Genomic DNA, 24375 nt, shown 5'->3' with positions numbered 1-24375 from the left:
TCATCATCCGCCATGACTGGAAAGCCATTGGGACAAAGGCTCCCACAGCATCGCCCGTCCGTTGCCGCCCACGATCATGCCGACATGGCCAAGGCTCAAGGTCGTGTTCTCGCCCATTTTCGGGGCGGCGGCGGCGGGAACGATGCGGTCCGCTGCGGAACGGATTGAAAGCGTTGGACAAGTCAGCCGGCGGGGATCGACCGTTCGTCCGTCGATATGCCATTCCCCCCGTCCGCTCGCATTTGCGGCATAGAATTGTTCGAAAAGGTCACGCCCCGCAGCATAGCTGAGCGGTGGGCCGCCATTGGCCCAATCCTCGACCGCTAGAAAGGCATGCTCTTCGTCGGAACCCGGCTCCATGCCGGCAAAGGCCGCATATTTGCGAATCGTCCGGGCGGGGTCCATCGCCCAGAAGCCCGATTGCAGCACCTCCATCGGGACATAATCCAACCGTTGGCACATGGGCCTGGAACTGCGCCAGAGCGCGCCGATCTGTTCCCGGTCTGCCGCAGGGAACCCGTCGAAGTTCCAGGGCGCGGCAATCGTCGCCAACGCCCTTGCGGGTTGCAGCGCCGCAGCGCCGATGGCCAGATTTCCGCCGAGGCAATATCCCACCAATATGGGTGGCCGGGGCAGGGCGGCCAGCATCGGCAGCAGGCGGTCTGTCACATGCCGGTCGAGCCCCAGCGTGCCGTCGTCCGCCGCGGGTGTGCCCCAGTCGACCAGATAGGCGTCATGTCCTGCTGCGCGCATGTGGCGCAGCATGGACCGGCTGCCGGACAGGTCCAGCACTTGCGGCGGGTTGATCAGCGAAGGCACGAAAACCACGGGATGACGGCCGTTTTCCGTCCCATATCGAAGCAGCCTGGCGCTGCCTTCGCGAGCCACGACGGGAACGGCGGGGGGCGGGGCGGGGCGAATAGCCTCCTGATATTTCCGCAAACCCTGGAACGCCCGTTTGCGCAGTTCGGGATCATCCTGCGTCTCGCGCCATAAAATATTGAGAAAAAGAGGCAGGGGCCGCGGCCCATGTTGCGGCGCGGCATTCCCTTGTGCTAATGCGGAAAATGCAGGTGTGGGAGAGGTATCCATGGCCAAATCTAAGACCGCGAACGAATCCGAACCGGTCGTCATCAAGAAGTACGCTAACAGGCGGCTCTATAACACAGAAACGTCGAGCTACATCACGCTGGATCTTTTGTCGCAGATGACTCGTGAGGGGCGCGAGTTCGTCGTCGTCGATGCGAAGACCGGAGAGGACATCACGCATAATGTCCTGACCCAAATCATCATGGAGGAGGAGCAGCGGGGCAAGAACATGCTGCCCGTCAACTTCCTGCGTCAGTTGATCGCCATGTACGGCGATTCCATGCAGTCCATGGTGCCGCAATATCTGGAAGCGTCGATGGACGCCTTTCGCAAGAACCAGCAGCAGTTCCAGGAAGCCATGAAGGGTGCCTTCGGCGGCGGCCCGCTGGCCGAGATCGCCAAGCGCAACATGCAGATGTTCGAGGCGGCGGCGAGCGCCTTTGGCACGGGGATGCCGGGGATGCCCGGAATAGCTGGCATGGCGGCGCCGACATCTTCGCCCACGCCGTCCGCTGCCGAAGAGGCGAAGGACGATGAGATCGCGGAACTCAAGGCCCAGCTTGCCGCGCTCAACGCGAAGATCGACAAGCTTTCCTGATTTCCGTCATCCCAGCGTAAGCTGGGATCTCAGGCGGTACGACACAGCCTGGCCTTACGAGATCCCAGCTTTCGCTGGGATGACGATATTGTCGATGTTCGCCCTTTACTTGGGCTGGTTGCTCATTGGGGCGACGGCCCTTTGGGGTCGACAGGGGCGGCGCGCTTGGCCTATGGCGCGCCATCCACTCGAATTTTAAGGTCGATCCCGTGAAGCATGCCCTTTCCGTTACCCGCGAACAGGATTTCGCCGCCTGGTATCAGGCCGTCATTTCCGAAGCCGACATGGCCGAGGAAAGCGGTGTGCGCGGGTGCATGGTCATCCGTCCATGGGGTTACGGCATCTGGGAACGGATGCAGAAGCTGCTGGACGAGCGCATCAAGGCGACCGGCCATGAGAATTGCTATTTCCCGCTGTTCATTCCGCTTTCCTATTTCGAGAAGGAGGCGGAGCATGTCGACGGCTTTGCCAAGGAGATGGCGGTCGTCACGCATCACCGGCTGATCCAGAAGGACGGGAAGATGATCCCCGATCCCGAAGCGAAGCTGGAGGAGCCGTTGGTGGTTCGTCCGACGTCGGAGACGGTGATCGGCGCGGCCTTCTCCCGCTGGGTGCAGAGCTGGCGCGACCTGCCGGTGCTGATCAACCAGTGGGCGAATGTCGTGCGTTGGGAAATGCGCACGCGGATGTTTCTGCGCACGGCGGAATTTCTCTGGCAGGAGGGGCATACTGCTCACGCCAGCGTCGATGAGGCGATGGAAGAGACGCTCAAGATGCTGGAAGTCTATCGCGGCTTTGCCGAGGAGTGCGTGGCGCTGCCGGTGATCGCGGGTGAGAAGCCCGAGAATGAGCGCTTTCCGGGGGCCGTCGCGACCTATTCCATCGAGGCGATGATGCAGGATGGCAAGGCGTTGCAGGCAGGCACATCGCATTTCCTGGGCACGACCTTCTCTTCGGCGCAGAATATCAAGTTCCAGAATGCCGAGGGGCAGCAGGAACTGGCCCAGACGACCAGTTGGGGCGTGTCGACGCGGATGATCGGCGGGCTGATCATGGTGCATGGCGATGATGACGGGCTGCGCGTGCCGCCGCGGGTCGCGCCTTATCAGGTGGTCGTCGTGCCGATGCTGCGCGATACGGATGAGGATGCGGCAATCCTGGATTATTGCGGCGAGCTGGTGGCGGAGCTGAACAGGCAGGATGTGTTCCGGGAGCCGGTGCGCGCCTTGCTGGACCGGCGGCCGGCCAAGGCGGCGAACAAGCGCTGGGGCTGGGTCAAGAAGGGGGCGCCGGTCGTGATCGAAGTCGGCGGGCGCGACGTGGCCGGGGGCAATGTGTCCGTAATCCGGCGTGATCGGCTTTATCGTGAGGACGGGAAGCTCGATAGCCAGATTGTGGCGAAGGCGGACTTCCTTGGCGCGGCTACGGGTATGCTGGAGGATATTCAGCAGGCTTTGTTTGCGGATGCGCAGGCGCGGCTGCTGGGGAATATCGACAGGTCGGTGACGTCGCTGGATGGGCTGAAGGCTTATTTCGGCGCGAGCAAGAAGCCGGGCTGGGCGCTGGTGCAGTGGGCCAAGCCGACTGGGGCTGCGCTCGACAAGGTGGTTGAGTGGTTGAAGGGTGAGAAGCTGACGTTGCGCAATATTCCATCCGATGCGGAAGCGGCGGATGGGCTGTGCGTGTTCACCGGCGAGAAGGCGGTGGAGCGTGTGCTGGTGGGGCGGAGCTACTGACTTTTAATCAGTAGGTGGAGTCGGAACCGCTTCTGACTTCGCTTGATTGACAGAGGCGTCTGTAAATACGCCGTGTTCCTGCGCAGGCAGGAACACGGCGTTAATAAGGGCTAGCTTCGCCCTTACAGCACATATTTGCTGAGGTCGGTGTTGCGCGCCACTGCGCTCAACTGCTTCTCCACATAGGCCGCATCGATCACCAGCGTTTCGCCTTGGCGATCCTCGGCGTCGAAGCTCACATCCTCCAGCAGCTTTTCCATAACCGTCTGGAGGCGGCGAGCTCCGATATTCTCGACCTCGCTGTTCACCTCCGCCGCGATCTTCGCGACGGCGCGGATGCCGTCGGGCGTCAGGTCGATGGTCACGCCCTCGGTCGCCAGCAGCGCGCGATATTGCGCAACAAGGCTCGCCTTGGTGTCGGAGAGGATCGAGACGAAATCATCCTCCGTCAGCGCCTTCAGTTCGACGCGGATCGGCAGGCGGCCCTGCAATTCCGGCAGCAGGTCGCTGGGCTTCGCCACATGAAAAGCGCCCGATGCGATGAACAATATATGGTCCGTCTTGAGCGGGCCATATTTGGTCGAGACCGTCGTGCCCTCGATCAGCGGCAGCAGGTCGCGCTGCACGCCTTCGCGGCTGACGGAGCCGCCGCGCACGTCGCTCACCGCGATCTTGTCGATCTCGTCGAGGAAGACGATGCCGTTCTGCTCCGCGCTGGAAATGGCGACGCGGGCGACATCGTCCTGGTCCAGCCTCTTGTCCTGCTCCTCCTCGACCAGCTTGTCCCAGGCTTCCGCGACGCGCAGCTTGCGGCGCTTCTTCTGTTGTTGACCGAAGGCCTTGGACATCATGTCGCTGAGGTTGATCATGCCGATCTGGCCGCCCATGCCGGGGATTTCCATCGGCATGGAGGGGCTGTCGGTGACCTCCACCTCCACCTCGACATCGTTCATCTGGTTGTTCTCGATCCGCTGGCGGAAGGAGAGGCGGGTCGCCTCGCTCGCTTCCTTGCCGGTGAGGGCGTCGAGCAGGCGGGCCATGGCGGCTTCAGACGCGGCTTCGCGCACGGCTTCGCGGCGGCGGTCGCGTTCCAGGCGCACGGCTTCCTCGACCAGATCGCGGACGATCTGCTCCACGTCGCGGCCGACATAGCCGACCTCGGTGAATTTGGTCGCTTCCACCTTGACGAAGGGCGCGTCGGCCAGCTTGGCGAGACGGCGGCTGATCTCCGTCTTGCCGCAGCCGGTGGGGCCGATCATCAGGATGTTCTTCGGCGTCACCTCGTCGCGCAGGTCGGCGGAGAGGCGTTGACGGCGCCAACGATTCCGCAGCGCGACGGCGACCGCGCGCTTGGCGTCGGCCTGGCCGATGATGTGGGCGTCGAGGGCGGAGACGATGGCTTTGGGTGTCAGATTGTCGTTCATGGGATCTCTAAAAATCCGTTCGCCCTGTCTTCATGAGCCGCCTGGCTCATTCAAATGTCAAAGGGCGTTGCTTCTGAAGAAAGGAGGGGGCTTCGACAGGCTCAGCCCGAACGGGGTTCAAGCTACAGATTCCAGCTCTTCGACCACGAGCTGGTCGTTGGTGTAGACGCAGATGTCCGCCGCCACCTTCATCGCCTTGCGGGCCAGGGTTTCGGCATCTTCCTCATATTCCACCAGCGCCCGCGCCGCGGCGAGGGCGAAGTTGCCGCCCGAACCGATGGCCGCGACGCCGCCAACCGGTTCCAGCACGTCGCCATTGCCGGTCAGGATCAGCGTCACTTCCCTGTCCGCGACGATCATCATTGCTTCCAGGTTGCGGAGATATTTGTCGGTCCGCCAGTCCTTGGCGAGTTCCACGGCGGCGCGCATCAACTGGCCGTTGTGGCGCTCCAGCTTGGCCTCCAGCCGTTCGAACAGGGTGAAGGCGTCCGCCGTGGCGCCGGCGAAGCCGCCGATGACCGATCCATCGTGGAGACGGCGGACCTTGCGGGCGTTGGGCTTCATCACCGTCTGGCCCATGGAGACCTGGCCGTCGCCGGCCACGATCACCTTCCCGTTCTTGCGTACCGACATGATGGTCGTGCCATGCCAGACCGGCATGGAATGGGAGCGTTGGTCATTCATGGCCGGCATATGGGAGCGATGGTGACGGCGCGCAAGCATCCGCTGCATAAGCGCCGGATCGTGTCATTTTCTGGACAGATTTATTTCAATTCGTTCAGGAACCAATCTGGCGCAATTGACATTGTGCAACGCAGCAACAATCATTCGGGCATGTTGCAGAGAGGCAGGATCATGACCCTCAAGGCCAGAGCGCAGGAAAAGGTCGAACGTGCGGGAATATCGAACTATTCCTTCGACCAGGACGTGCTGGTGATGTGCGGCGTACGCTATACGATCGCCGCCTGCGATTGTGGCGAGCCGGAATGCGACGGCGTCCGCCTGGAGAAGGATGCGGCCGTTGCCGGCCGCATCCTCCAGTAACCGGCGGTCCCGCCGGATCAGTTGATGGCTTTTTCCCCGGCGCGGCCGACGGATTCGATGTCCCGGCCCGCACCCTTCACGGTGTTGCAGGCGGCCAAAGAGGTGAGAAGCAGCCCGGCAATGACCAGGGCGACGGTTTGACGCATGAATATGCACTCCTTCTGAAAGCGTATCGACTATAACGCGGATGAAGCGGATAAGTCCATTTTCGGAAAATAGCTTGTCCGATATGCTTGACAGGCGGCGCGGTGGATGCCAATGGCCGCCTCCTCCTTACAGGGGGCGCGTAGCTCAGCGGTAGAGCACACCCTTCACACGGGTGGGGTCACAGGTTCAATCCCTGTCGCGCCCACCATGATCCGGGCGATCATGGCGGAGAAATATTATTTCCCAACATTGATCTTTTCATCTGCTTGGCGCTAATTCTCTGCGCCATGTGATGCGGCGGTTTCGCCGCGAGGCAAGGGATGAAAATGTCGCCATATCTGAAAAGCGGCGCGGCTGTCGGCGCGCTGTTGCTTTCCGTGATGTCCGCCCAGGCGCAGGAAAAGCTGACCCTGGAGCGGGTGTTCGCCAGTCCGGACCTCTCCGGCCCGCAACCAAGGGCATTGAAGCTGTCGCCCGACGGCAAGCTGGTGACGCTGCTGAAGCCACGGACGGATGAGAAGGAACGGCTCGACCTTTGGGCGGTGGATACGTCCACGGGCGCGGAGCGGATGCTGGTCGATTCGAAGAAGACAGGCAGCGGCGCGGCGCTTTCCGAGGCGGAGAAGATGCAGCGGGAGCGGGATCGTTCCGTCGCGGGCAGCACCGGCATCGTCAGCTATGACTGGGCGCCGGATGGCAAGTCCATCCTCGTGCCGGTCGACGGCGACCTTTATCTGGCCGCGCTGGATGGGAAGGTCACGCGTCTCACCGACACGCCCGATGGCGAGTTGAACGGCGTGGTCAGTCCCAGGGGCGGCTATGTGTCCTTCGTGCGCGGCGGCAATTTCTTCGTTCAGCCAATGGGCGGCGCGGAGAAGCAGTTGACCCAGGGCGCCAGCGACACGGTGAGCTGGGGCGTGGCGGAGTTCGTCGCTCAGGAGGAAATGGACCGGCGCACCGGCTATTGGTGGTCGCCCGACGACAGGCTGATCGCGGTTGCGCGCGTGGACGAAAGCCCGGTCGGCATCGTCACGCGCACGGCCATCGGCGGCGAGGGCACCAAGGTCTATGAGCAGCGCTATCCGGCGGCCGGAACGCCCAATGCGCTGATCGAACTGTATGTGATGAAGCCGGAGGGCGGGGAGCCCGTCAAGGTCGATCTCGGCACGGAGAAGGATGTTTATCTCGCCCGCGTCGACTGGTCCAAGGATGGCAGAACACTTTACGTCCAGCGCGAGAGCCGGGACCAGAAGACGCTCGACCTGCTGGCCGTCGATCCGGCGACCGGCAGGGCGCGGGTGATCCTGACCGAAAGGGCGAAGAGCTGGATCAACCTCAGCAACAATTTCACGCCGCTCAAGGATGGCAGCTTCCTCTGGTGGTCGGAAAAGACCGGCCATGGACATCTCTACCATGTGCGGGGCGGCCGGTGGACGCCGCTCACCAGCGGTGAATGGGAAGTGCGCGATGTGGTGAGCGTGGATGAGGGGAAGGGCCTCGTCTATTTCACCGGCAACAGGGAAACGCCGCTGGAGCAGCAGCTTTATGCCGCGCCGCTCGCCAAGGCGGGGCCGCTGCGGCAGCTGACCTCGGCGGGCTGGTGGAACGACGCCGTGATGGACGGCGCGGCGAGCCGCATCGTGGTCGCGCGCAGCAATAGCGACCAGCCCAGGCAGGTCTATCTGGCCGACAGCGGGGGCAAGCAGTTGAACTGGCTGTCGGAGAATGCGGTTCGGGGCAGCCACCCCTATGCGCCCTATTGGGCCAGCCATGTGAAGACCCGGTTCGGCACGATCAAGGCGGCGGACGGCTCGACGCTCTACACCCGGATCATGACGCCGCCGCTGGAGGCAGGGAAGCGCTATCCGGTCTTCATGCTCCATTATGGCGGGCCCGGCGCCGGACGGCAGGTCACCAATTCATGGGGATCGCCCATCTACCAATATCTGGTAGACAGGGGCTGGATCGTCTTTGCCGTCGACAATCGGGGTACGCCCGATCGCGGCAAGGCGTTCGAGGACCAGATCTACCATGCCATGGGTACGGTCGAGGTGGAGGATCAGCTTGCGGGCGTGAACTGGCTCAAGACCCAGCCCTATGTCGATCCCAAGCGGATCGCGACCTATGGCTGGTCCTATGGCGGCTATATGTCGCTCAAGCTGCTGGAGAAGGCGCCGGGGGTGTTCTCTGCGGCGGTGGCGGGCGCGCCGGTCACGAAATGGGAACTATACGACACCCATTATACCGAGCGCTATCTGGGCCGGCCGCAGGAGAAGCCCAGCGCCTATCCCGGTTCCGGCGCGGTGGATGAGGCGGTGAAGATCAGGGACCCGCTGCTGCTGATCCACGGCATGTCGGACGATAATGTGGTGTTCGACAATTCGACGGCGCTGGTGGCGAAGATGCAGGGCGCCGCCGTGCCGTTCGAGATGATGGTCTATCCGGGCCAGACGCACCGCGTCGGCGGGCCGGGGATCAGCGTGCATCTGTGGCGGACCATCGAGGATTTCCTGGCGCGGCATGGGACGGGGCCTCAATCTCGATAATTCTGAACCCTGTCCTTCGTTCGCTCCAAGCCTGTCGAAGGGCTTTCTCTGAGAAGAAAGTGAAGGGCTTCGACAGGCTCAGCCCGAACGGAGGGAGGGTGTAAGGGAAGGGGGCAGGGCAAGGTCCGCCATGCAAGCCAAGCTTTGACGCAATAAACGGCTTGTCACTGGACAAACGGCGCAATGCCGCTATGGCGCCCACTCCGCAATTTTGCATGGAGTGGAGTGTTAAGTCATGGGCTACAAGGTCGTCGTCGTTGGTGCCACCGGTAATGTGGGCCGCGAGATGCTGACCATTCTCGCCGAGCGCGAGTTCCCTATTGACGAGATCGCGGCGGTCGCCTCGCCCCGGTCGCAGGGCACCGAAATCGATTTCGGTGACACCGGCAAGACGCTCAAATGCAAGAATATCGAGCATTTCGACTTCACCGGCTGGGACATCGCCCTGTTCGCCGCAGGCTCCGGCCCGACGGCGGAATATGCGCCCAAGGCGGCTGCGGCGGGCTGCGTCGTGATCGACAATTCGTCGCTCTACCGCATGGACCCGGACGTGCCGCTGATCGTGCCGGAAGTGAATCCGGATGCGATCGACGGCTACAAGAAGAAGAACATCATCGCGAACCCCAACTGCTCGACCGCGCAGATGGTGGTCGCCTTGAAGCCGCTGCATGACGCCGCCACGATCAAGCGCGTCGTCGTTGCCACCTACCAGTCGGTTTCCGGCGCGGGCAAGGCGGGCATGGACGAGCTGTTCGAGCAGTCGCGCAACATCTTCGTCGGCGATCCGGCCGAACCAAAGAAGTTCACCAAGCAGATCGCCTTCAACGTGATCCCGCATATCGACGTCTTCCTGGACGATGGTTCGACCAAGGAAGAGTGGAAGATGGTTGCGGAAACCAAGAAGATCCTCGATCCCAAGGTGAAGGTCACGGCGACCTGCGTGCGCGTGCCGGTGTTCGTCGGGCATTCCGAGGCGATCAATCTCGAGTTCGAGAATGAGATTTCGGCGGAGCAGGCCCAGAATATCCTGCGTGAAGCGCCCGGCGTGATGCTGGTCGACAAGCGCGAGGACGGCGGTTACGTCACCCCCGTCGAGTGCGTGGGCGACTATGCCACCTTCATCAGCCGCGTGCGTGAGGATTCGACCATCGACAATGGCCTGAACCTCTGGTGCGTCAGCGACAATCTCCGCAAGGGCGCGGCTCTGAATGCGGTGCAGATCGCGGAACTGCTGGGCCGCCGTCACCTGAAGAAGGGCTGAGGCCCTTCCCATGATCTCCGGCGCTGCTGTCTGGAAAGCCGTTCCAGCCGCGCAGCGCCGGATGATCGTTCTGCTGGTCGCGGCCATTGTCGCCGCAAATGTCGATCAGCCCTATCCCGAACTGGCGCCGCTCCAGCATGGGCCGACGGCGCTGCTCATCCTTGTCTCGCCTTGGCTGTTGCGCCGATGGCCGCTGTCGAACGGATCGGTGGCGTGCGTCCTGCTGTTCCTGCTGCTGCATACGCTGGGCGGGCGGTACATCTATTCCTATGTACCTTATGACATCTGGGCGCGGGCGATCAGCGGCCATGATATTTCCGGCACTTTCGGCTTGGCGCGCAACGGCTATGACCGGCTGGTGCATTTCGCCTTCGGCGCCCTCCTGACAGCGCCCTTCGCGGAAGCGGCGCGGCGTCATGGCGTCATGCGGACGGGCTGGAGCCTTGTTTTCGCCTTTGTCTCCGTCGGGTTCGTGGGCGCTGTCTACGAGATTTTCGAATGGCTGCTGAGCGTGGTGGCCGCCGGCCAGACGGCGGACTGGTATAATGGCCAGCAGGGCGACATGTGGGACCCGCAAAAGGACATGGCGGCCGCGCAGATCGGGAGCGTCCTCGCACTTGTCTGGCTTCTCTCTACTCGACAAGGAGAGGGCAAGGCCATATCGCCGCACGCGCATTCATCCAAGGAGTAGCCCGCTCATGTCCGGCCCCACGTCCGACCTGCCCATCGAGAAGCTGGAGATCAAGGGATTGGGCGGGCTTCCCCTTGCCGTGCATGTGGTGGGGCAGGGCCGCGACCTGGTTCTGATCCATGGCTATTTCTCCAATGCCTACACCAACTGGATACGTTACGGCCATGCCGCGAAGCTGGTGGAGGCGGGATTTCGCCTCATCCTGCCCGACCTTAGGGGGCATGGCGAAAGCGGCAAGCCCCATGATGCCGCCGCTTACCCGCCCGACGCGCTGACCGAGGACGGGCTGGCGCTGGTCGAGCAGCTTGGGCTGACCGACTATGATCTGGGCGGCTATTCGCTGGGGGCGCGGACGACGGTGCGGATGCTGGCGCGGGGCGCGACGCCGCGCCGGGTGATCCTGGCCGGCATGGGGCTGCGCGGTCTGGTCCAGACGCTCGACAATGGCGGCTATTATCGCAATGTCCTCACCAACCTCGGCACGTTCGAGCGGGGGACGTCGGAATGGATGACGGAAGCCTTCCTGAAGACCACCAAGGGCGATCCGGTCGCGATGCTGCACATCCTCAACACCTTCGTCGATACGCCCAGGGAGGTCATCGCCGGGTTCCAGCAGCCCATAGAGGTGATTTGCGGAGCCGATGACCGGGACAATGGCGTCGCGCAGGAACTGGCGGAACTGCTGCCCCACGGCCGCTATGTCGAAGTTCCGGGGAACCACATGAATGCGGTGACGCGGAAGGAGCTGGGGCAGGCGATGGTGGATTTCCTGACGGATTGAGCCATGCACATGCTCCTGCCCTTGCAGGAGCATGGCAAGCTTCAGCGGAACGGCGGCTCGTTGAAGGCGCGCAGCTTGCGGCTGTGGAGCTTCGGCCCCTCCTGCCGCAGCAGTTCGCAGGTCATAAGGCCCACGCGCAGATGCCCCGCAATGGCTTCCTCATAGAAGCGATTGGCCTGTCCCGGCAATTTCAGTTCGCCATGGATCGGCTTGTCCGAAACGCAGAGCAGCGTTCCATAAGGCACGCGGAAGCGATAGCCCTGCGCGGCGATGGTGGCCGACTCCATGTCGATGCCAACGGCGCGGGACAGGCTGAACCGCAGCGCCGAACTGGAATAGCGCAGTTCCCAGTTGCGGTCGTCGGTCGTCACGACCGTGCCCGTGCGCAGGCGGCGCTTGAAATCCTCCCGATCGTCGCCGCCCAGCACGGCCTCCGCCGCCTTCGCCAGCGCCACCTGTACTTCCGCGATGGCGGGAACCGGGATTTCGGGCGGCAGCATTTCATCCAGAACATGGTCGTCGCGCAGATAGGCGTGGGCCAGCACATAGTCGCCTATCCGCTGGCTGGGGCGCAGGCCGCCGCAATGGCCGATCATCAGCCAGGCTTCCGGCCGCACGACGGCCAGATGGTCGCAGATCGTCTTGGCGTTGGAGGGCCCGACGCCGATGTTGACCAGCGTGATGCCACTGCGGTCCGGAGCGATCAGGTGATAGGCGGGCATCTGATGCCTGCGCCAGGCGCTGTCCGCGATCATCTGCGCCGGGTCGGCGGTTTCCGGCGTTACATAGACCCCACCGGCCCCTGACAGCGCGGTGTAGCGACTGCCCTCCCGCTGCAATTCGGCGCAGGCCCATGCCACGAACTCGTCGACATAGCGGTGATAATTGGTGAACAGGATGTAGCGCTGCACATGCTCTGCCGGGGTGCCGGTGTAATGCTTCAGGCGGGCCAGTGAAAAATCGGTACGAAGGCCGTCGAACAGCGCGAGCGGCCTTTCGCCCTCCGCATCCTGCATGAACAGGCCGTCCGCGATCTCGTCCCCGATTTCCGCCAGTTCGGTGGCCGGGAAGTGGCGGGCCAGTTCGGTCGGCGGGGTGCCATCCAGCGCGCTCATGTCCAGCCCGTCCAGAACATAGGGGAAGGGAATGGGCTGGTCGCTGATGCCGGTTTCCACCATTACGCCATAGTCGCGGACGAGAAGGTCGACCTGTTCGGCCAGATAGTCACCGAACATGGCGGGGCGGGTGACGGTGGTCACATAGCGTCCGGGCTTGGACAGCCGCGCGAAGGAGCGGCCGGGGGGCGGCGCGTCCGACTCGCCGTGATGGGTGATCCGCAATTCCGGATAGCAGAAACGCCGGTCCGTCCTGGCTTCCGGTGGCGGTACGCTGCCGTCGCGGGCGTAGGCGCGCATCGCCTCGCGAAGATTTTCGATGGAGTTCCGATAGATGTCGTCGAGTTCAGCGACGATCGCACTTCCGATGCTTCTTGTCATCGAGCCTTGGTAACGCACTTATATGACCGAAGGAAGATGCGCGCCCGGATAGCGGGCGCACATCCCCCGGAAATCAGATCTGGTCGAGCAGATATTCGGCTGACGACACCTTGAAATCACCCGGCGCCTCGACATTCAGCTCCGTAACGACGCCGTCCTTGACGATCATGGAGAAGCGCTGCCCGCGCGTGCCCATGCCGAACTTGCTGCCGTCCATGGTAAGGCCGACGGCCTGCGCGAAGTCGCCATTGCCGTCGGCCAGCATCGTCACCTTGCCGTCGGCGCTGGCGGACTTGCCCCAGGCGCCCATGACGAAGGCGTCGTTGACCGCGGTGCAGGCGATTTCATCCACGCCCTTGCCCTTCAGTTCCTCCGCCTTATCGACGAAGCCGGGCAGATGGCGCGCGGAGCAGGTGGGGGTGAAGGCCCCCGGCACGGAGAAGAGCGCGACGGTGCGGCCCGCGAAGAAATCGTCCGAAGCAACCTGCTCGGGACCGTTTTCGGTCATCTTGACGAAAGTGGTGCTAGGGATGCGTTCGCCCTTCGAAATGGTCATCGTCTGCCTCCTGGCCTTGTTGGGGTTCGCGGCACGTTGGCCCTGCCGCCCTGTCTGTCAAGGGGGAGCCATGGAATATGGCGCGCTGCCCCGCCCAAGCGACGGCCCGCCATTGGCAAAGGCGACAAGGGGCGTATAGTCGCGCCATGACCACAGCACGCTCCTATGCCGGACAGTTCCTGCTTGCCCTGCCGGGAATGGAGGACATGCGGTTCGATCATTCCGTCATCGCCATGTGCGTGCATGACGAGAATGGATCGCTGGGGATCGCGGTCAGCGATGAGATCGACGGGGTCAGCCTGCACGACCTGCTGGAGAGCTTCGACATCGAACCCGGCGATGTTCCGGATTCTCCCGTGCTGCGCGGCGGGCCGGTTGAACCCCGGCGCGGCTTCGTCCTGCATTCCCTGGACTGGAGCGGTCATGACATGGTCGCCGTGGGCGAAGGATGGGGCCTGTCCGGCTCGCTGGAGATATTGAAGGCGATTGCGGAAGGGAAGGGGCCGAGTCGCTATCTGGTCGCGCTTGGCTATGCCGGGTGGGGCGCGGGGCAACTGGATGAGGAAATGAACGGGGAAAGCTGGTTTCCGACCGACTGCACCCCTGAGCTTCTGTTCGACGTGCCGGCGGCGCGGAAATGGTCGGCCGCCTATGCCGCGGCCGGAGTCGATGCCTCCCATCTGGTCAGCGGCGCGGGATCGGCCTGACCGGCCTTTCGGAACGTTGCCGTAAGCATGGCTGCATTGGGGGCTTGTTGCCTTGGCGTAACTGAACCCTTTACGGTAAAATTCGGCTAACCTTCGCCGTTGAGAGTCCGGCAACCGGATGAGCGCACCCTGATCCTCGGGCAATTGGACGGGGGTTCAACTCATGAGGATATTGATCGCAGCGGCGCTTGCCGCGACGATGCCGCTTGCGCCGGCCACGGCGGCGAACTGCTGGAAGCAGACCGCCGTGGAAGCAGCGCAAATCCGGGATTTCGAGATGATGCTGATGGTATCTGCGCTGCGGTGCCGGGCGACGGGACATGACTTCCTTGCCAGCTACAACCGCTTCATCCGGGAAAAGCGCGAGACGCTGACGCAGGTGAATGACGAGCTGCGCGAGCATTTCCGTTCGGCCGCCGGGCCGGTCGGCGCGCTGGGGGCTTATGACAATTACGTCACGGGCCTCGCCAATGTCTATGGCGCGGGCGCGGATGGGCTGGGCTGCCGCGACCTCCAGTCGATCACGGACGCCGCCAACGCCCTGCCGCCCAGCCGGTCGGCCTTGTTGGAACTCGCCGATGCGGCGGCGATCAGCCCGCATCTGTCCGGCGCGCGGTGCGACATCGTCACGGCGGTGGTGGAGAAGGTGCGGAAAACGGAGGGGACCTCATCCGGCGCGCCCGTGAAGGTCGCAGTGCGCGGTCCTGCCGAATAAGACATAAAGAAAACTTTATATTGAGTTGCCTTGGATGGCGGCGATTGGTAAAGCCCAGCCCATCGTCGCCGTTCGTTCATTCGGGCGGCGGCCTCAATCTTAACGATATGGAGACAGGCTCGTGGCCACCGCACCCGCCACCCAGGCGCAGGATTATGTGATCCGCGACATCGGCCTTGCCGCTTTCGGCCGCAAGGAAATCGAAATCGCGGAAACCGAAATGCCGGGCCTGATGGCCCTGCGCGCCGAATTCGGCGCCGCCAAGCCGCTGAAGGGCGCGCGCATCACCGGGTCGCTGCACATGACGATCCAGACCGCCGTGCTGATCGAGACGCTGGCGGAACTGGGCGCCGAAATCCGCTGGGCGTCGTGCAACATCTTCTCGACCCAGGATCATGCCGCCGCCGCCATCGCCGCGCGGGGCATCCCGGTGTTCGCCGTCAAAGGCGAGACGCTGGAGGAATATTGGGACTATGTCATCCGCATCTTCGACTGGGGCGATACGGTCTGCAACATGATCCTGGACGATGGTGGTGACGCCACCATGTTCGCGCTGTGGGGCGCCCGCGTCGAGGCCGGGGAAGAACTGTTCACCCCCGGCAACGAGGAAGAGGAAATCTTCGTCGCGACGCTGAAGCGCTTCCTGGCCGAGCGTCCGGGCTATCTGACCGAGACGGTCAAGGCCATCAAGGGCGTGTCGGAAGAGACCACGACCGGCGTCCACCGCCTCTATGAACTGGCGAAGAAGGGCAAGCTGCCCTTCCCGGCGATCAACGTCAACGACAGCGTCACCAAGTCGAAGTTCGACAATCTCTATGGCTGCAAGGAATCGCTGGTCGACGCCATCCGTCGCGCCACCGACGTCATGCTGGCCGGCAAGGTCGCCGTGGTCGCCGGCTTCGGTGACGTGGGCAAGGGTTCGGCCGCTTCGCTCCGCAATGGCGGTGCGCGCGTGCTGGTGACCGAGATCGATCCGATCTGCGCGTTGCAGGCGGCGATGGAGGGCTATGAAGTCGTCACCATGGAAGAGGCGGCCACCCGCGCCGACATCTTCGTCACCGCGACCGGCAATGAGGACGTGATCACCGTCGACCATATGCGCGCCATGAAGAACATGGCGATCGTGTGCAATATCGGCCATTTCGACAGCGAGATCCAGATCGCGGGCCTCAACAACATGAAGTGGACCGAGATCAAGCCGCAGGTCGACGAGGTCGAGTTCCCCGACGGCAAGAAGATCATCGTGCTGGCGAAGGGCCGGCTGGTGAACCTGGGCTGCGCCACCGGCCATCCGAGCTTTGTCATGTCATCGTCCTTCACCAACCAGGTGCTGGCGCAGATCGAGCTTTGGACCAAGTCGGATGAGTATAAGAACGACGTCTATGTGCTGCCCAAGCATCTGGACGAGAAGGTGGCGGCGCTCCACCTGGAGAAGCTGGGCGTGAAGCTGTCGAAGCTGACGCCCAAGCAGGCCGCCTATATCGGCGTGACCCAGGAAGGGCCATTCAAGCCGGATCATTACCGCTACTGAGCGGGATGGGGAGGGGAGGCATCGAGCCTCCCCTTTTTTTTGGGCTTGGGCGGTACGTGCTTTTGTGCCGGGTCAGGTTGCCGTGAGCCGGTCGTGCAGTTCCATTCCTTCTTGCAGAGAGCCAGGCACTCAGCCCTGTTGCTGTCGGGTCTGGACCGGATCACCCAATATCCGTCTCTTTGGGCTTGCCGTGGAGCGCTTCTCTTCGAGAAAGAAGCGGGGCTTCGACAGGCGCAAGCTGAACGGGTGGGAGAGCGACTCCGTCCTTCCGGGTAGAAGGAGGGCGCCGCTCACCCCGCGGTGCATGGCCTGCGGTCGAATATCGGGCCGGCCGCGCGGTTATGCAGGCCCGCTGGCGAGGGCTGCCCTGACCGCTTCGATCGCCGCCTGCGCTTTGTCGCCTTCCGGACCGCCGCCCTGGGCCATGTCGGGACGGCCTCCGCCGCCCTTGCCGCCCAAGGCTTCGACGCCTGCGCGGACCAGATCCACGGCGCTGATCGTGTTCACAAGGTCGTCGGTGACGCCGACGGCAATGCTGGCGCGGCCATCGACCACCGCCAGGACGGCGGAGACGCCGCTGCCGAGCGTTGCCTTGTTCTGATCGACCAATCCGCGCAGTTCCTTGGGATCGAGCCCCTCGACCACCTGACCGATGAAGTTGACCGAGCCCACCTTCTCCGGACCCGCCGCCTGTGCGGAACCCCCGCCGCCCAGCGCCAGCGCCTTCTTCGCTTCGGCGAGCTCGCGTTCCAGCTTGCGGCTCTGTTCGACCAGCGCGGCGATGCGGGCAGGGACTTCCTCCGGCGTCGTCTTGAGTGCGGCGGCGGACTGGCGCAGCCGGTCTTCGCGATCGGAGAGCCAGAGGCGCGCGGCTTCGCCGGTCAGCGCTTCGATGCGGCGGACGCCAGACGAAACGGCGCTTTCCGAGATGATCTTGAAGATCGCGATGTCGCCGGTTGCGCGGACATGGGTGCCGCCGCACAATTCGACCGAATAGCTGTTCGCATCGCCCTTGCCCATGGAGAGGACGCGGACCTCGTCCCCATATTTCTCACCGAACAGGGCCATGGCCCCAGCGGCGATGGCGTCGTCCGGCGTCATCAGGCGCGTCGTCACCGCTTCATTGTGGCGGATCTGTTCGTTCACATCGGCTTCGATGGCGGCGATCTGGCTGTGGGTCAGCGCCTCGGGATGGGAGAAGTCGAAGCGCAGACGATCCGGTGCGACGAGGCTGCCCTTCTGCGTGACGTGGGCGCCGAGCTGGTTGCGGAGCGCGGCATGCAGCAAATGGGTGGCGCTGTGATTGGCGCGGATGCGGTCGCGGCGGCTGACGTCGACGCTGAGGTGAACCGTGTCGCCCAGCTTGACGCTGCCCGCGCCGACCTTCGCCCGGTGCGCATGGAGGCGGCCCAGCGGCTTCGCGGTGTCCTCGACATCCGCGACCAGGCCGGACTGCGCGCTGATCGTGCCCGCATCGCCCATCTGGCCGCCGCTTTCGCCGTAGAACGGCGTCTGGTTGGTGATGATCGTGACCGTCTCGCCAGCGCTCGCGCTGTCGAAGTTCACACCGTCCTTGACGATCGCCAGCACCTCGCCCTCGCCCTCGGTCGAGCTATAGCCGATGAACTCCGTATTGCCGGCCTTTTCGGCAATGTCGAACCAGATTTCGTCCGAGGCCTTTTCGCCTGAGCCCTTCCACGCGGCGCGGGCGGCGGCCTTCTGTTCGGCCATCGCCTTGTCGAAGCCTTCGCGGTCGACGCTGAGGCCGCGCGAGCGCAGCGCGTCTTCGGTCAGGTCATAGGGGAAGCCATAGGTGTCGTAGAGCTTGAACGCGGTTTCGCCGGGGAGCGTGCCGCCTTCCGACAGGTCGCCGGTCGCTTCGTCGAGCAGCTTCAGCCCCTTTTCCAGCGTCTGGCGGAACCGGGTTTCCTCGCGCAGGAGGGTTTCCTCGATCAGCGGCTGGGCGCGGACCAGTTCCTGATAGGCGCCGCCCATTTCGGAGACGAGGCTGCCGACCAGACGGTGCATCAACGGCTCCTTGGCGCCGATGATATGGGCGTGGCGCATGGCGCGGCGCATGATGCGGCGCAGCACATAGCCGCGGCCTTCATTGGCGGGCAGCACGCCGTCCGCGATCAGGAAGCTGGTGGAGCGGAGGTGATCCGCGATGACGCGGTGGCTGGCCTTATACTCGCCATCGGTGGCGGTTTTCGTCAGCGCGCCCGATTCCTCTATCAGCGCCTTGAAGGTATCGGTGTCGTAATTGTCGTGGACGCCCTGCAGGACCGCGGCGATGCGTTCCAGACCCATGCCGGTGTCGATGCTGGGCTTGGGAAGTTCGGAGACGATCTCGTTCGCTTCCTGCTCATATTGCATGAAGACGAGGTTCCAGATCTCGACGAAACGGTCGCCATCTTCCTCCGGGCTTCCGGGAGGACCGCCCCAGATATGGTCGCCATGGTCGTAGAAGATTTCCGAGCAGGGGCCGCAGGGGCCACTGTCGCCCATGGCCCAGAAATTATCCTTGGTGGGGATGCGGATGATCCGCTCCTCCGGCAGGCCGGCGATCTTCTTCCACAGGTCGAAGGCTTCGTCGTCGGTATGATAGACCGTCGCCGTCAGCTTTTCGGGCGACAGGCCCCATTCCTTCGTCAGCAGGGTCCAGGCATGGGTGATCGCCTGTTCCTTGAAATAATCCCCGAAGCTGAAATTGCCCAGCATTTCGAAGAAGGTATGGTGGCGCGCGGTATAGCCGACATTGTCGAGGTCGTTATGCTTGCCGCCGGCGCGGACCGACTTCTGGCTGCTCGTCGCCTTGGTGTAGGGGCGGGATTCAAGGCCGGTGAAGACATTCTTGAACGGCACCATGCCCGCATTGACGAACATCAGCGTCGGGTCGTTGTGCGGCACGAGAGGCGCGGACGGAACGATGGTGTGGCCGTTGGCCCCGAAATAGTCGAGGAAGGAGCGGCGAATGTCGTTGGTCGATGTCATGCGGGCGATTTAGTGGGAAGCGCTCCAACGCACAAGCGGGGCTTTTCGTCGTTCATGGGAATATCGGCCGATGGGGTTTCCCGCTGAGACAGGCGGGCCGGAAAAGCGGACCGGGCCGCCCGCCTCGGCCCAAGGACGCGATTTTCCTTTCCGCCCGTCCGCCCGCCCGCCCGGCGAAGTCAGGCGGTCGGCCGCTTCTGAAATGATTCATGTCCCCCGACCGCGACATCCTCGGCCTCTATCCGCGCGACCTGCGCGGCGGGCGGGCCTTGTCGCGCCAGCAGGACGAACCGCTCCACCGCATCCCGCGGTCCTTCCACCAGCGCCTCCACGCTGCCGTCCATGCGGTTGCGTACCCAGCCTGTCAGGTTGAGACCCCGGGCCGTTTCGACGGCCCAGTTGCGGTAGAACACGCCCTGCACCCGGCCGAGGATCGTCAGGTGGCGGGCGAGGATGGTCATCAGTGCACCCGCTTGATCCAGGTCTGGCCGTCGCGGCTCTCCACCTTGAAATTATTGATCGAGCGGACAAGGTCGGACAGCCGCTTGAACCCATAGTTGCGCGTGTCGAAACTGGAGCGGTTCCCGGCGAGCTGGCCCACTTCGCTGAGGCGGGCGAAGCCCTGATCGTCGCGTTTGACGGCATTATAGGCGTCGATCAACAGCTTGACGAGATCGGGCGCGACTTCGGGCGCGTCGGGGGAGGCGGGTTCCGCCGCCGACTCCTCCAGTTCGACGGGCGCCGTTCTTGCGCTGGCGAGCGCCCCGACGTCGATGAAGCGGGTGCAGGCGCTGCGGAAGGCCTGCGGCGTCTTGTCCGTTCCGAAGCCATAGACCGGCAGGCCTTCCTGCCGGATGCGGGTGACGAGCGGCGTGAAATCGCTGTCGCTCGACATCAGGCCGAAGCCGGTGACCCGGCCCGACGCCATCAAATCCATGGCGTCGATCGTCATCTTCATGTCGGTGGCGTTCTTGCCCCGGGTGAGGTCGAACTGCTGCTGCGTTTCGATGGCCTGCGTCACGGCCTGCCGCGCCCATCTCTTGAGCGCGGGCTTGCTCCAATTGCCATAGGCGCGCCGGATATTGACGGTGCCCAGTTCCGCCAGGACCGTCAGCACCGGGTCGAAATGGTCGGCGGAGACATTATCGGCATCGATCAGCAGGGCGATATTGCCGCTGGGGATCGGCGCGGTCATCAGGCTTCCAGTGCCGCCGGGCTGAACTGGCCGCTCGCCTCGTCCAGCAGGTGGAGCTGGCCGTCGGCAATGGCGAAGAAGGCGCCGATCAGCCTGATCTCGCCGCTCCGTTCCTTCGTGCGGACGCAGGGGAAGGTGCGCAGATTGGCCAGGCTGACCTTGACGCCTTCCTGCTCCATGGCGCGTTCGGCGTCGCGGCCGTCATCCGCGCCAAAGCGTTCGACCACCTTTTCCCGCGCTTCGTCCAGCAGTTCGATCCAGTTGTGGATGAAGCCGCCCTCGCCGGGAGGCGCGTCTTTCAGCGAATGGCTGAGCGCCGCCTTGCAGCCGCCGCATTTGCCATGGCCCATGACGACGATCTCGCCCACCTTGAGCACCTGGACCGCGAATTCCAGCGCCGCGGAGACGCCGTGGCGGCCGGGATTGGTTTCAAAGGGGGGCACCAGCGCCGCGACATTGCGGACCACGAAGATCTCGCCGGGGCTGGTGTCGAATATCTGTGCGGGATCGACTCGGCTGTCGGAACAGGCGATGACCATGACGCGGGGGCTCTGCCCCTCGCTCAGTTCATCCCATCGTTCCCGCTGCTGGGTCCAACCGGTGTTGCGGAAGCGGCGATAGCCGGCGAGCATATCAGCGAAATCGGTCATGCGCCGGTCTGTGCCGAACAATGATGGGGCTGGCAAGAGCGCTCTCGCATCGCTATCTGGAGCGCATGACCGACATCGTCCCGATCCCCGCGCCCGCCACTCGTCCCGAGCGCGCCCGCAAGCCCGACTGGATTCGCGTGAAGGCGCCGACCAGCCCCGGCTATCACGAGACGCGCAAGCTGATGCGGACCAAGGGGCTGGCGACGGTGTGCGAGGAGGCGGCCTGCCCGAATATCGGGGAGTGCTGGACCAAGAAGCATGCGACCGTGATGATCCTGGGCGATGTCTGTACGCGGGCCTGCGCCTTCTGCAACGTCAAGACCGGCATGCCGCGCAAGGTCGATCCCAACGAGCCGCAGAATTTGGCCGATGCCTGCGCCGAAATGGGGCTGGAGCATATCGTCATCACCTCCGTCGACCGCGACGACCTGCCCGATGGCGGCGCGTCGCAGTTCGTGAAGGTGATCGAGGCGCTGCGCCGCAAGACCCCGGACACGACCATCGAAATCCTGACGCCGGACTTCCGCAACAAGCATGAACGCGCCGTCGAGATGATCGTCGCGGCGCGGCCGGACGTCTATAACCATAATCTGGAGACGGTGCCGCGCCTCTATCCGACCATTCGCCCGGGCGCGCGCTATTACGCGTCGCTGCGGCTGCTGGAGACGGTGAAGAAGCTCGATCCGTCGATCTTCACCAAGTCGGGCATCATGCTGGGTCTGGGGGAGGAGCGGCTGGAGGTCCATCAGGTGATGGACGACATGCGCTCCGCCGACATCGATTTCCTGACCATGGGGCAATATCTCCAGCCGACGCCCAAGCACGCCAAGGTGATGGAGTTCGTCACTCCGGCGGCGTTCAACGCCTATGCGGCGATCGCGCGGGCCAAGGGCTTCCTGCAGGTGGCGTCGAGCCCGCTGACCCGCTCCAGCTATCATGCGGGCAAGGATTTCGCGGAAATGCGCGCGGCTCGCGAGGCGCAACTGGCAAAGGCTGGCCAATAAGCCGATGCCCAAGCATAACGAAACGAGGCCGCTTCCCTATACGCCCGAACAGATGTTCGACCTGGTGGCGAATGTGGAGGCCTATCCCGAATTCCTGCCCTGGGTCAGCGCGATCCGGGTGCGGTCCGACAGCGATTCGGAGATGGTCGCGGACATGATCGTCGGGTTCAAGGGGATCAAGGAGAGCTTCACGTCCCGCGTGCACAAGCATAGGCCGGATCATGTGCGGGTCGATTATCTGGATGGGCCCTTGAAGCATCTCCACAATGAATGGAGCTTTCGCGACGACGGCAAGGGCGGCGTTCTGGTGGATTTCGAGGTCGAGTTCGAATTCAAGAGCAAGCTGTTCGAGATGCTGGCCGGCCAGGTGTTCGACAAGGCGCTGCGCAAGATGATCGGCGCGTTCGAAACCCGCGCGGCGGAGCTTTATGGCGCGGGCGAGTCGGGCAGCAGCAGTTCGAGCGCGCACAGCGCCGCCTGAAGGCGGACGCCGCCCCGGCCCGTATCCCCGAAATAATGCATGTCGGCCACGATCTTGTCGGGGCTGGCGCCGCGTTCGGCGCGGGCGAAGACGACGGTGCCGACCGGTTTCTGCTCCGATCCGCCGCCGGGGCCGGCTATGCCGGTGATGGCGACGGCGACGTTGGCGTGGCTCTTGTTCAGCGCGCCCTGCGCCATGGCCCAGGCGGTGGCGATGGAAACCGCGCCGAAGGTTTCGATGACATCCTGCGATACTTTGAGAAGCTCGCTCTTCATGTCATTGGAATAGGTGACGAAACCGGCTTCGAACACCTCGGACGATCCGGCGATTTCGGTCAGTGCGGCGGAGACAAGGCCGCCGGTGCAGCTTTCCGCCACGGCGATGGTGCGGCCGGCGCGACGGTTGGCGGCGACGACGCGCTCGGCCAGTTCGACAAGCGACGCGGGAAGGATGCTATCAGGCATGGCGATCAGATTAGCGCGGGGAGGGAGAGCGTGGCAACAGCCTGTGCGGCAATACCCTCCCGCCGACCGGCAAAGCCCAGCCGTTCGGTGGTGGTCGCCTTTATGCTGACCCGGTCGGGAGGAAGGTGCAGGATTTCCGCGATCCGGGCGCGCATGGCGTCCCTGTGCGGGCCGATTTTCGGCGCCTCGCAGATCAGCGTCAGGTCGACATGCTCGATAAAGCCGTCCCGTTTTGCGACGCGCTCCGCCGCATATTCCAGGAAACGGGAGGAGGCGACTCCCCGCCATTGCGGGTCGGAGGGCGGGAAATGGCTGCCGATGTCGCCCTCCGCCAGTGCGCCCAGCAGCGCATCCACCAGCGCGTGGATCGCCACGTCCGCGTCGCTGTGCCCAGCGAGGCCCCGGTCGTGCGGAATGCGGACCCCGCAGAGCCAGAGCTCCTCATCGGGGGCCAGCCGGTGGACGTCATAACCCATGCCGGTCCGGACGCTGCGGGCAGCGCCCAGCCGGGCTTCGGCGCGGAGGAAATCCTCGGCATAGGTCAATTTTTCCAGCCTTTCATCGCCAGCGACCAATGTGACGTCATGGCCCGAATGCCGCAATATCTGGGCATCGTCGGTTGCTTCCCGATTGCCGTCCCAGCTTCTGTGCGCGGCCAGCAGGGCATCGAAGCGGAAGGCCTGCGGCGTCTGGACCCGGAACAGGCCATCGCGGTCGACGACGTCCCCGGCCTTGTCATGGTCGCTCTTGTCATGTTCGCTTCTGACCAATGTGTCTGCAACCGGTAAGGCGGGAATGGCGCCGGGCGCACCCTCCAGCGCGGCGAGCAGCCGGTCGATCACCGTCGCGGGGAGAAAGGGACGGGCAGCGTCGTGCACCAATATGCGCGCCGCGCCGCCAGCGGACGCTATATGCTCAAGACCGGCGCGGACGGACCCGCGGCGGCTGTCGGCGCCCTGAACGATGGCGGAGACGGTGCAGCTTTCCAGTGCGGCGTGTGCATCCTCCTCCTGCCCCGCGCCGACGACCAGGACAAGGGAACCGATGGCGGGATGCCCGGCCAGCGCGTCGACGGCGTGGGCGAGGACCGGCTTGCCGCCGATGCGCCGGAATTGCTTGGGAATGTCGCCGCCCGCGCGGCTGCCCTGACCTGCTGCGACCAGCAAAGCGACGGTTCTGTCTGTCATGGCCGCGCCTGTATCGCAGTGCCGGGCCAACCGCCAGCCCCGCCTCGCTTGCCGATGATGCGGATTTCCGCTAAGGGC

General features: G+C 64.0%; 24 protein-coding genes and 1 tRNA gene. 13 read left to right on the top strand and 12 right to left on the bottom strand.

Features of this window, described 5'->3' with window-relative positions; all coding sequences use genetic code 11:
- Positions 1–3: 3 nt before the first annotated feature.
- Complete coding sequence (locus tag H5V43_RS05825) at positions 4–1092, bottom strand: alpha/beta hydrolase (RefSeq protein ID WP_025550861.1); 1089 nt, start codon at positions 1090–1092, stop codon at positions 4–6.
- On the opposite strand from H5V43_RS05825, the gene phaR reads away from it, so the two are divergent.
- Both phaR and H5V43_RS05815 read left to right on the top strand, forming a co-directional pair.
- Positions 1091–1687: a polyhydroxyalkanoate synthesis repressor PhaR gene (gene phaR, locus H5V43_RS05820; RefSeq protein WP_025550863.1), complete on the top strand. Its 597-nt coding sequence runs from the start codon at positions 1091–1093 to the stop codon at positions 1685–1687. The genes H5V43_RS05825 and phaR overlap by 2 nt on opposite strands.
- Positions 1688–1896: 209 nt before the next feature.
- Complete coding sequence (locus tag H5V43_RS05815; RefSeq protein WP_025550865.1) at positions 1897–3423, top strand: aminoacyl--tRNA ligase-related protein; 1527 nt, start codon at positions 1897–1899, stop codon at positions 3421–3423.
- Positions 3424–3545: 122 nt separating this feature from the next.
- On the opposite strand, the gene hslU is transcribed toward H5V43_RS05815, so the two are convergent.
- Positions 3546–4847 (bottom strand): ATP-dependent protease ATPase subunit HslU, encoded by a 1302-nt coding sequence (hslU, locus tag H5V43_RS05810; protein WP_025550866.1) that lies wholly within the window; start codon positions 4845–4847, stop codon positions 3546–3548.
- A 117-nt stretch (positions 4848–4964) separates the two neighbouring features.
- Positions 4965–5531, bottom strand: coding sequence for an ATP-dependent protease subunit HslV (gene hslV / locus H5V43_RS05805; RefSeq protein ID WP_025550868.1), 567 nt, complete (start codon positions 5529–5531; stop codon positions 4965–4967).
- 171 nt (positions 5532–5702) lie between these two features.
- Between hslV and H5V43_RS05800 the strand changes: the two genes are divergently transcribed.
- On the top strand, positions 5703–5891 hold the full coding sequence (locus H5V43_RS05800; RefSeq protein WP_025550870.1) for a hypothetical protein: 189 nt from the start codon (positions 5703–5705) through the stop codon (positions 5889–5891).
- A 17-nt stretch (positions 5892–5908) separates the two neighbouring features.
- Here the strand turns inward: H5V43_RS05800 and H5V43_RS05795 are convergent, their stop codons facing one another.
- Entirely contained in the window at positions 5909–6037 is a 129-nt protein-coding gene (locus tag H5V43_RS05795) for an entericidin A/B family lipoprotein (RefSeq protein ID WP_007685859.1), read from the bottom strand.
- A 134-nt stretch (positions 6038–6171) separates the two neighbouring features.
- On the opposite strand from H5V43_RS05795, the gene H5V43_RS05790 reads away from it, so the two are divergent.
- From H5V43_RS05790 to H5V43_RS05770, 5 genes are all read left to right on the top strand, one after another.
- Positions 6172–6246 (top strand) — tRNA-Val (locus tag H5V43_RS05790).
- Positions 6247–6364: 118 nt separating this feature from the next.
- Positions 6365–8584 carry a S9 family peptidase gene (locus H5V43_RS05785; RefSeq protein ID WP_025550871.1) on the top strand — a complete coding sequence of 740 codons (2220 nt, stop codon included), beginning with the start codon at positions 6365–6367 and terminating at the stop codon, positions 8582–8584.
- A 235-nt stretch (positions 8585–8819) separates the two neighbouring features.
- The gene (locus tag H5V43_RS05780) at positions 8820–9845 is read left to right on the top strand and encodes an aspartate-semialdehyde dehydrogenase (protein WP_025550873.1); all 1026 of its coding nucleotides are present in this window, start codon (positions 8820–8822) and stop codon (positions 9843–9845) included.
- Positions 9846–9855: 10 nt separating this feature from the next.
- A complete protein-coding gene (locus H5V43_RS05775; protein WP_025550875.1) occupies positions 9856–10536 on the top strand; it encodes a DUF2238 domain-containing protein in 681 nt (226 codons plus the stop codon).
- A 7-nt stretch (positions 10537–10543) separates the two neighbouring features.
- Complete coding sequence (locus tag H5V43_RS05770; protein ID WP_025550876.1) at positions 10544–11317, top strand: alpha/beta fold hydrolase; 774 nt, start codon at positions 10544–10546, stop codon at positions 11315–11317.
- A 41-nt stretch (positions 11318–11358) separates the two neighbouring features.
- Here H5V43_RS05770 and H5V43_RS05765 read toward each other — a convergent pair whose 3' ends face one another.
- Complete coding sequence (locus H5V43_RS05765) at positions 11359–12813, bottom strand: AMP nucleosidase (RefSeq protein WP_025550878.1); 1455 nt, start codon at positions 12811–12813, stop codon at positions 11359–11361.
- A gap of 73 nt (positions 12814–12886) precedes the next feature.
- On the bottom strand, positions 12887–13369 hold the full coding sequence (locus H5V43_RS05760; RefSeq protein WP_025550880.1) for a peroxiredoxin: 483 nt from the start codon (positions 13367–13369) through the stop codon (positions 12887–12889).
- A gap of 146 nt (positions 13370–13515) precedes the next feature.
- Here H5V43_RS05760 and H5V43_RS05755 point away from each other — a divergent pair, with 146 nt between their 5' ends.
- The 3 genes from H5V43_RS05755 to ahcY all read left to right on the top strand — a co-directional run bounded on the left by H5V43_RS05755 (position 13516) and on the right by ahcY (position 16322).
- Entirely contained in the window at positions 13516–14076 is a 561-nt protein-coding gene (locus H5V43_RS05755) for a YqgE/AlgH family protein (RefSeq protein WP_025550882.1), read from the top strand.
- Between the two features lie 163 nt (positions 14077–14239).
- Positions 14240–14791, top strand: a complete 552-nt coding sequence (locus tag H5V43_RS05750) for a hypothetical protein (RefSeq protein ID WP_025550884.1) — start codon at positions 14240–14242, stop codon at positions 14789–14791.
- A 121-nt stretch (positions 14792–14912) separates the two neighbouring features.
- Complete coding sequence (ahcY, locus tag H5V43_RS05745) at positions 14913–16322, top strand: adenosylhomocysteinase (RefSeq protein ID WP_044662340.1); 1410 nt, start codon at positions 14913–14915, stop codon at positions 16320–16322.
- A gap of 339 nt (positions 16323–16661) precedes the next feature.
- Here the strand turns inward: ahcY and alaS are convergent, their stop codons facing one another.
- The 4 genes from alaS to H5V43_RS05725 all read right to left on the bottom strand — a co-directional run bounded on the left by alaS (position 16662) and on the right by H5V43_RS05725 (position 21161).
- Complete coding sequence (gene alaS / locus H5V43_RS05740) at positions 16662–19316, bottom strand: alanine--tRNA ligase (protein ID WP_025548908.1); 2655 nt, start codon at positions 19314–19316, stop codon at positions 16662–16664.
- Positions 19317–19495: 179 nt separating this feature from the next.
- Positions 19496–19777 (bottom strand): acylphosphatase, encoded by a 282-nt coding sequence (locus H5V43_RS05735; RefSeq protein WP_025548909.1) that lies wholly within the window; start codon positions 19775–19777, stop codon positions 19496–19498.
- Entirely contained in the window at positions 19777–20511 is a 735-nt protein-coding gene (locus H5V43_RS05730) for an NYN domain-containing protein (protein ID WP_025548911.1), read from the bottom strand. The genes H5V43_RS05735 and H5V43_RS05730 overlap by 1 nt, the downstream gene beginning before the upstream one ends.
- A complete protein-coding gene (locus H5V43_RS05725) occupies positions 20511–21161 on the bottom strand; it encodes a carbonic anhydrase (RefSeq protein WP_025548912.1) in 651 nt (216 codons plus the stop codon). The genes H5V43_RS05730 and H5V43_RS05725 overlap by 1 nt, the downstream gene beginning before the upstream one ends.
- 20 nt (positions 21162–21181) lie before the next feature.
- Between H5V43_RS05725 and lipA the strand changes: the two genes are divergently transcribed.
- Positions 21182–22165, top strand: coding sequence for a lipoyl synthase (gene lipA, locus H5V43_RS05720; protein WP_025548913.1), 984 nt, complete (start codon positions 21182–21184; stop codon positions 22163–22165).
- Between the two features lie 4 nt (positions 22166–22169).
- Entirely contained in the window at positions 22170–22646 is a 477-nt protein-coding gene (locus tag H5V43_RS05715; protein WP_025548914.1) for a type II toxin-antitoxin system RatA family toxin, read from the top strand.
- Here H5V43_RS05715 and H5V43_RS05710 read toward each other — a convergent pair.
- Together H5V43_RS05710 and H5V43_RS05705 are read right to left on the bottom strand one after the other, a co-directional pair.
- On the bottom strand, positions 22592–23110 hold the full coding sequence (locus H5V43_RS05710; RefSeq protein ID WP_025548915.1) for a CinA family protein: 519 nt from the start codon (positions 23108–23110) through the stop codon (positions 22592–22594). The genes H5V43_RS05715 and H5V43_RS05710 overlap by 55 nt on opposite strands.
- A 5-nt stretch (positions 23111–23115) precedes the next feature.
- Positions 23116–24297, bottom strand: a complete 1182-nt coding sequence (locus H5V43_RS05705; protein WP_037482354.1) for a bifunctional 2-C-methyl-D-erythritol 4-phosphate cytidylyltransferase/2-C-methyl-D-erythritol 2,4-cyclodiphosphate synthase — start codon at positions 24295–24297, stop codon at positions 23116–23118.
- Positions 24298–24375 lie beyond the last annotated feature (78 nt).

The sequence above is a fragment of the Sphingobium fuliginis genome, from assembly GCF_015074805.1.
Classification (GTDB): domain Bacteria; phylum Pseudomonadota; class Alphaproteobacteria; order Sphingomonadales; family Sphingomonadaceae; genus Sphingobium; species Sphingobium fuliginis.
This window is presented reverse-complemented; position numbering and strand designations above follow the sequence as displayed.

What these genes read in the sequence shown, in the direction of transcription:
- phaR (WP_025550863.1), top strand. Translation starts at nt 1,091, where the DNA reads ATGGCCAAATCTAAGACCGCGAACGAATCCGAACCGGTCGTCATCAAG.
- H5V43_RS05825 (WP_025550861.1), bottom strand. Translation starts at nt 1,092, where the DNA reads ATGGATACCTCTCCCACACCTGCATTTTCCGCATTAGCACAAGGGAAT.
- hslU (WP_025550866.1), bottom strand. Translation starts at nt 4,847, where the DNA reads ATGAACGACAATCTGACACCCAAAGCCATCGTCTCCGCCCTCGACGCC.
- hslV (WP_025550868.1), bottom strand. Translation starts at nt 5,531, where the DNA reads ATGAATGACCAACGCTCCCATTCCATGCCGGTCTGGCATGGCACGACC.
- H5V43_RS05800 (WP_025550870.1), top strand. Translation starts at nt 5,703, where the DNA reads ATGACCCTCAAGGCCAGAGCGCAGGAAAAGGTCGAACGTGCGGGAATA.
- H5V43_RS05795 (WP_007685859.1), bottom strand. Translation starts at nt 6,037, where the DNA reads ATGCGTCAAACCGTCGCCCTGGTCATTGCCGGGCTGCTTCTCACCTCT.
- H5V43_RS05785 (WP_025550871.1), top strand. Translation starts at nt 6,365, where the DNA reads ATGTCGCCATATCTGAAAAGCGGCGCGGCTGTCGGCGCGCTGTTGCTT.
- H5V43_RS05780 (WP_025550873.1), top strand. Translation starts at nt 8,820, where the DNA reads ATGGGCTACAAGGTCGTCGTCGTTGGTGCCACCGGTAATGTGGGCCGC.
- H5V43_RS05775 (WP_025550875.1), top strand. Translation starts at nt 9,856, where the DNA reads ATGATCTCCGGCGCTGCTGTCTGGAAAGCCGTTCCAGCCGCGCAGCGC.
- H5V43_RS05770 (WP_025550876.1), top strand. Translation starts at nt 10,544, where the DNA reads ATGTCCGGCCCCACGTCCGACCTGCCCATCGAGAAGCTGGAGATCAAG.
- H5V43_RS05765 (WP_025550878.1), bottom strand. Translation starts at nt 12,813, where the DNA reads ATGACAAGAAGCATCGGAAGTGCGATCGTCGCTGAACTCGACGACATC.
- H5V43_RS05760 (WP_025550880.1), bottom strand. Translation starts at nt 13,369, where the DNA reads ATGACCATTTCGAAGGGCGAACGCATCCCTAGCACCACTTTCGTCAAG.
- H5V43_RS05755 (WP_025550882.1), top strand. Translation starts at nt 13,516, where the DNA reads ATGACCACAGCACGCTCCTATGCCGGACAGTTCCTGCTTGCCCTGCCG.
- H5V43_RS05750 (WP_025550884.1), top strand. Translation starts at nt 14,240, where the DNA reads ATGAGGATATTGATCGCAGCGGCGCTTGCCGCGACGATGCCGCTTGCG.
- alaS (WP_025548908.1), bottom strand. Translation starts at nt 19,316, where the DNA reads ATGACATCGACCAACGACATTCGCCGCTCCTTCCTCGACTATTTCGGG.
- H5V43_RS05735 (WP_025548909.1), bottom strand. Translation starts at nt 19,777, where the DNA reads ATGACCATCCTCGCCCGCCACCTGACGATCCTCGGCCGGGTGCAGGGC.
- H5V43_RS05730 (WP_025548911.1), bottom strand. Translation starts at nt 20,511, where the DNA reads ATGACCGCGCCGATCCCCAGCGGCAATATCGCCCTGCTGATCGATGCC.
- H5V43_RS05725 (WP_025548912.1), bottom strand. Translation starts at nt 21,161, where the DNA reads ATGACCGATTTCGCTGATATGCTCGCCGGCTATCGCCGCTTCCGCAAC.
- lipA (WP_025548913.1), top strand. Translation starts at nt 21,182, where the DNA reads ATGATGGGGCTGGCAAGAGCGCTCTCGCATCGCTATCTGGAGCGCATG.
- H5V43_RS05715 (WP_025548914.1), top strand. Translation starts at nt 22,170, where the DNA reads ATGCCCAAGCATAACGAAACGAGGCCGCTTCCCTATACGCCCGAACAG.
- H5V43_RS05710 (WP_025548915.1), bottom strand. Translation starts at nt 23,110, where the DNA reads ATGCCTGATAGCATCCTTCCCGCGTCGCTTGTCGAACTGGCCGAGCGC.
- H5V43_RS05705 (WP_037482354.1), bottom strand. Translation starts at nt 24,297, where the DNA reads ATGACAGACAGAACCGTCGCTTTGCTGGTCGCAGCAGGTCAGGGCAGC.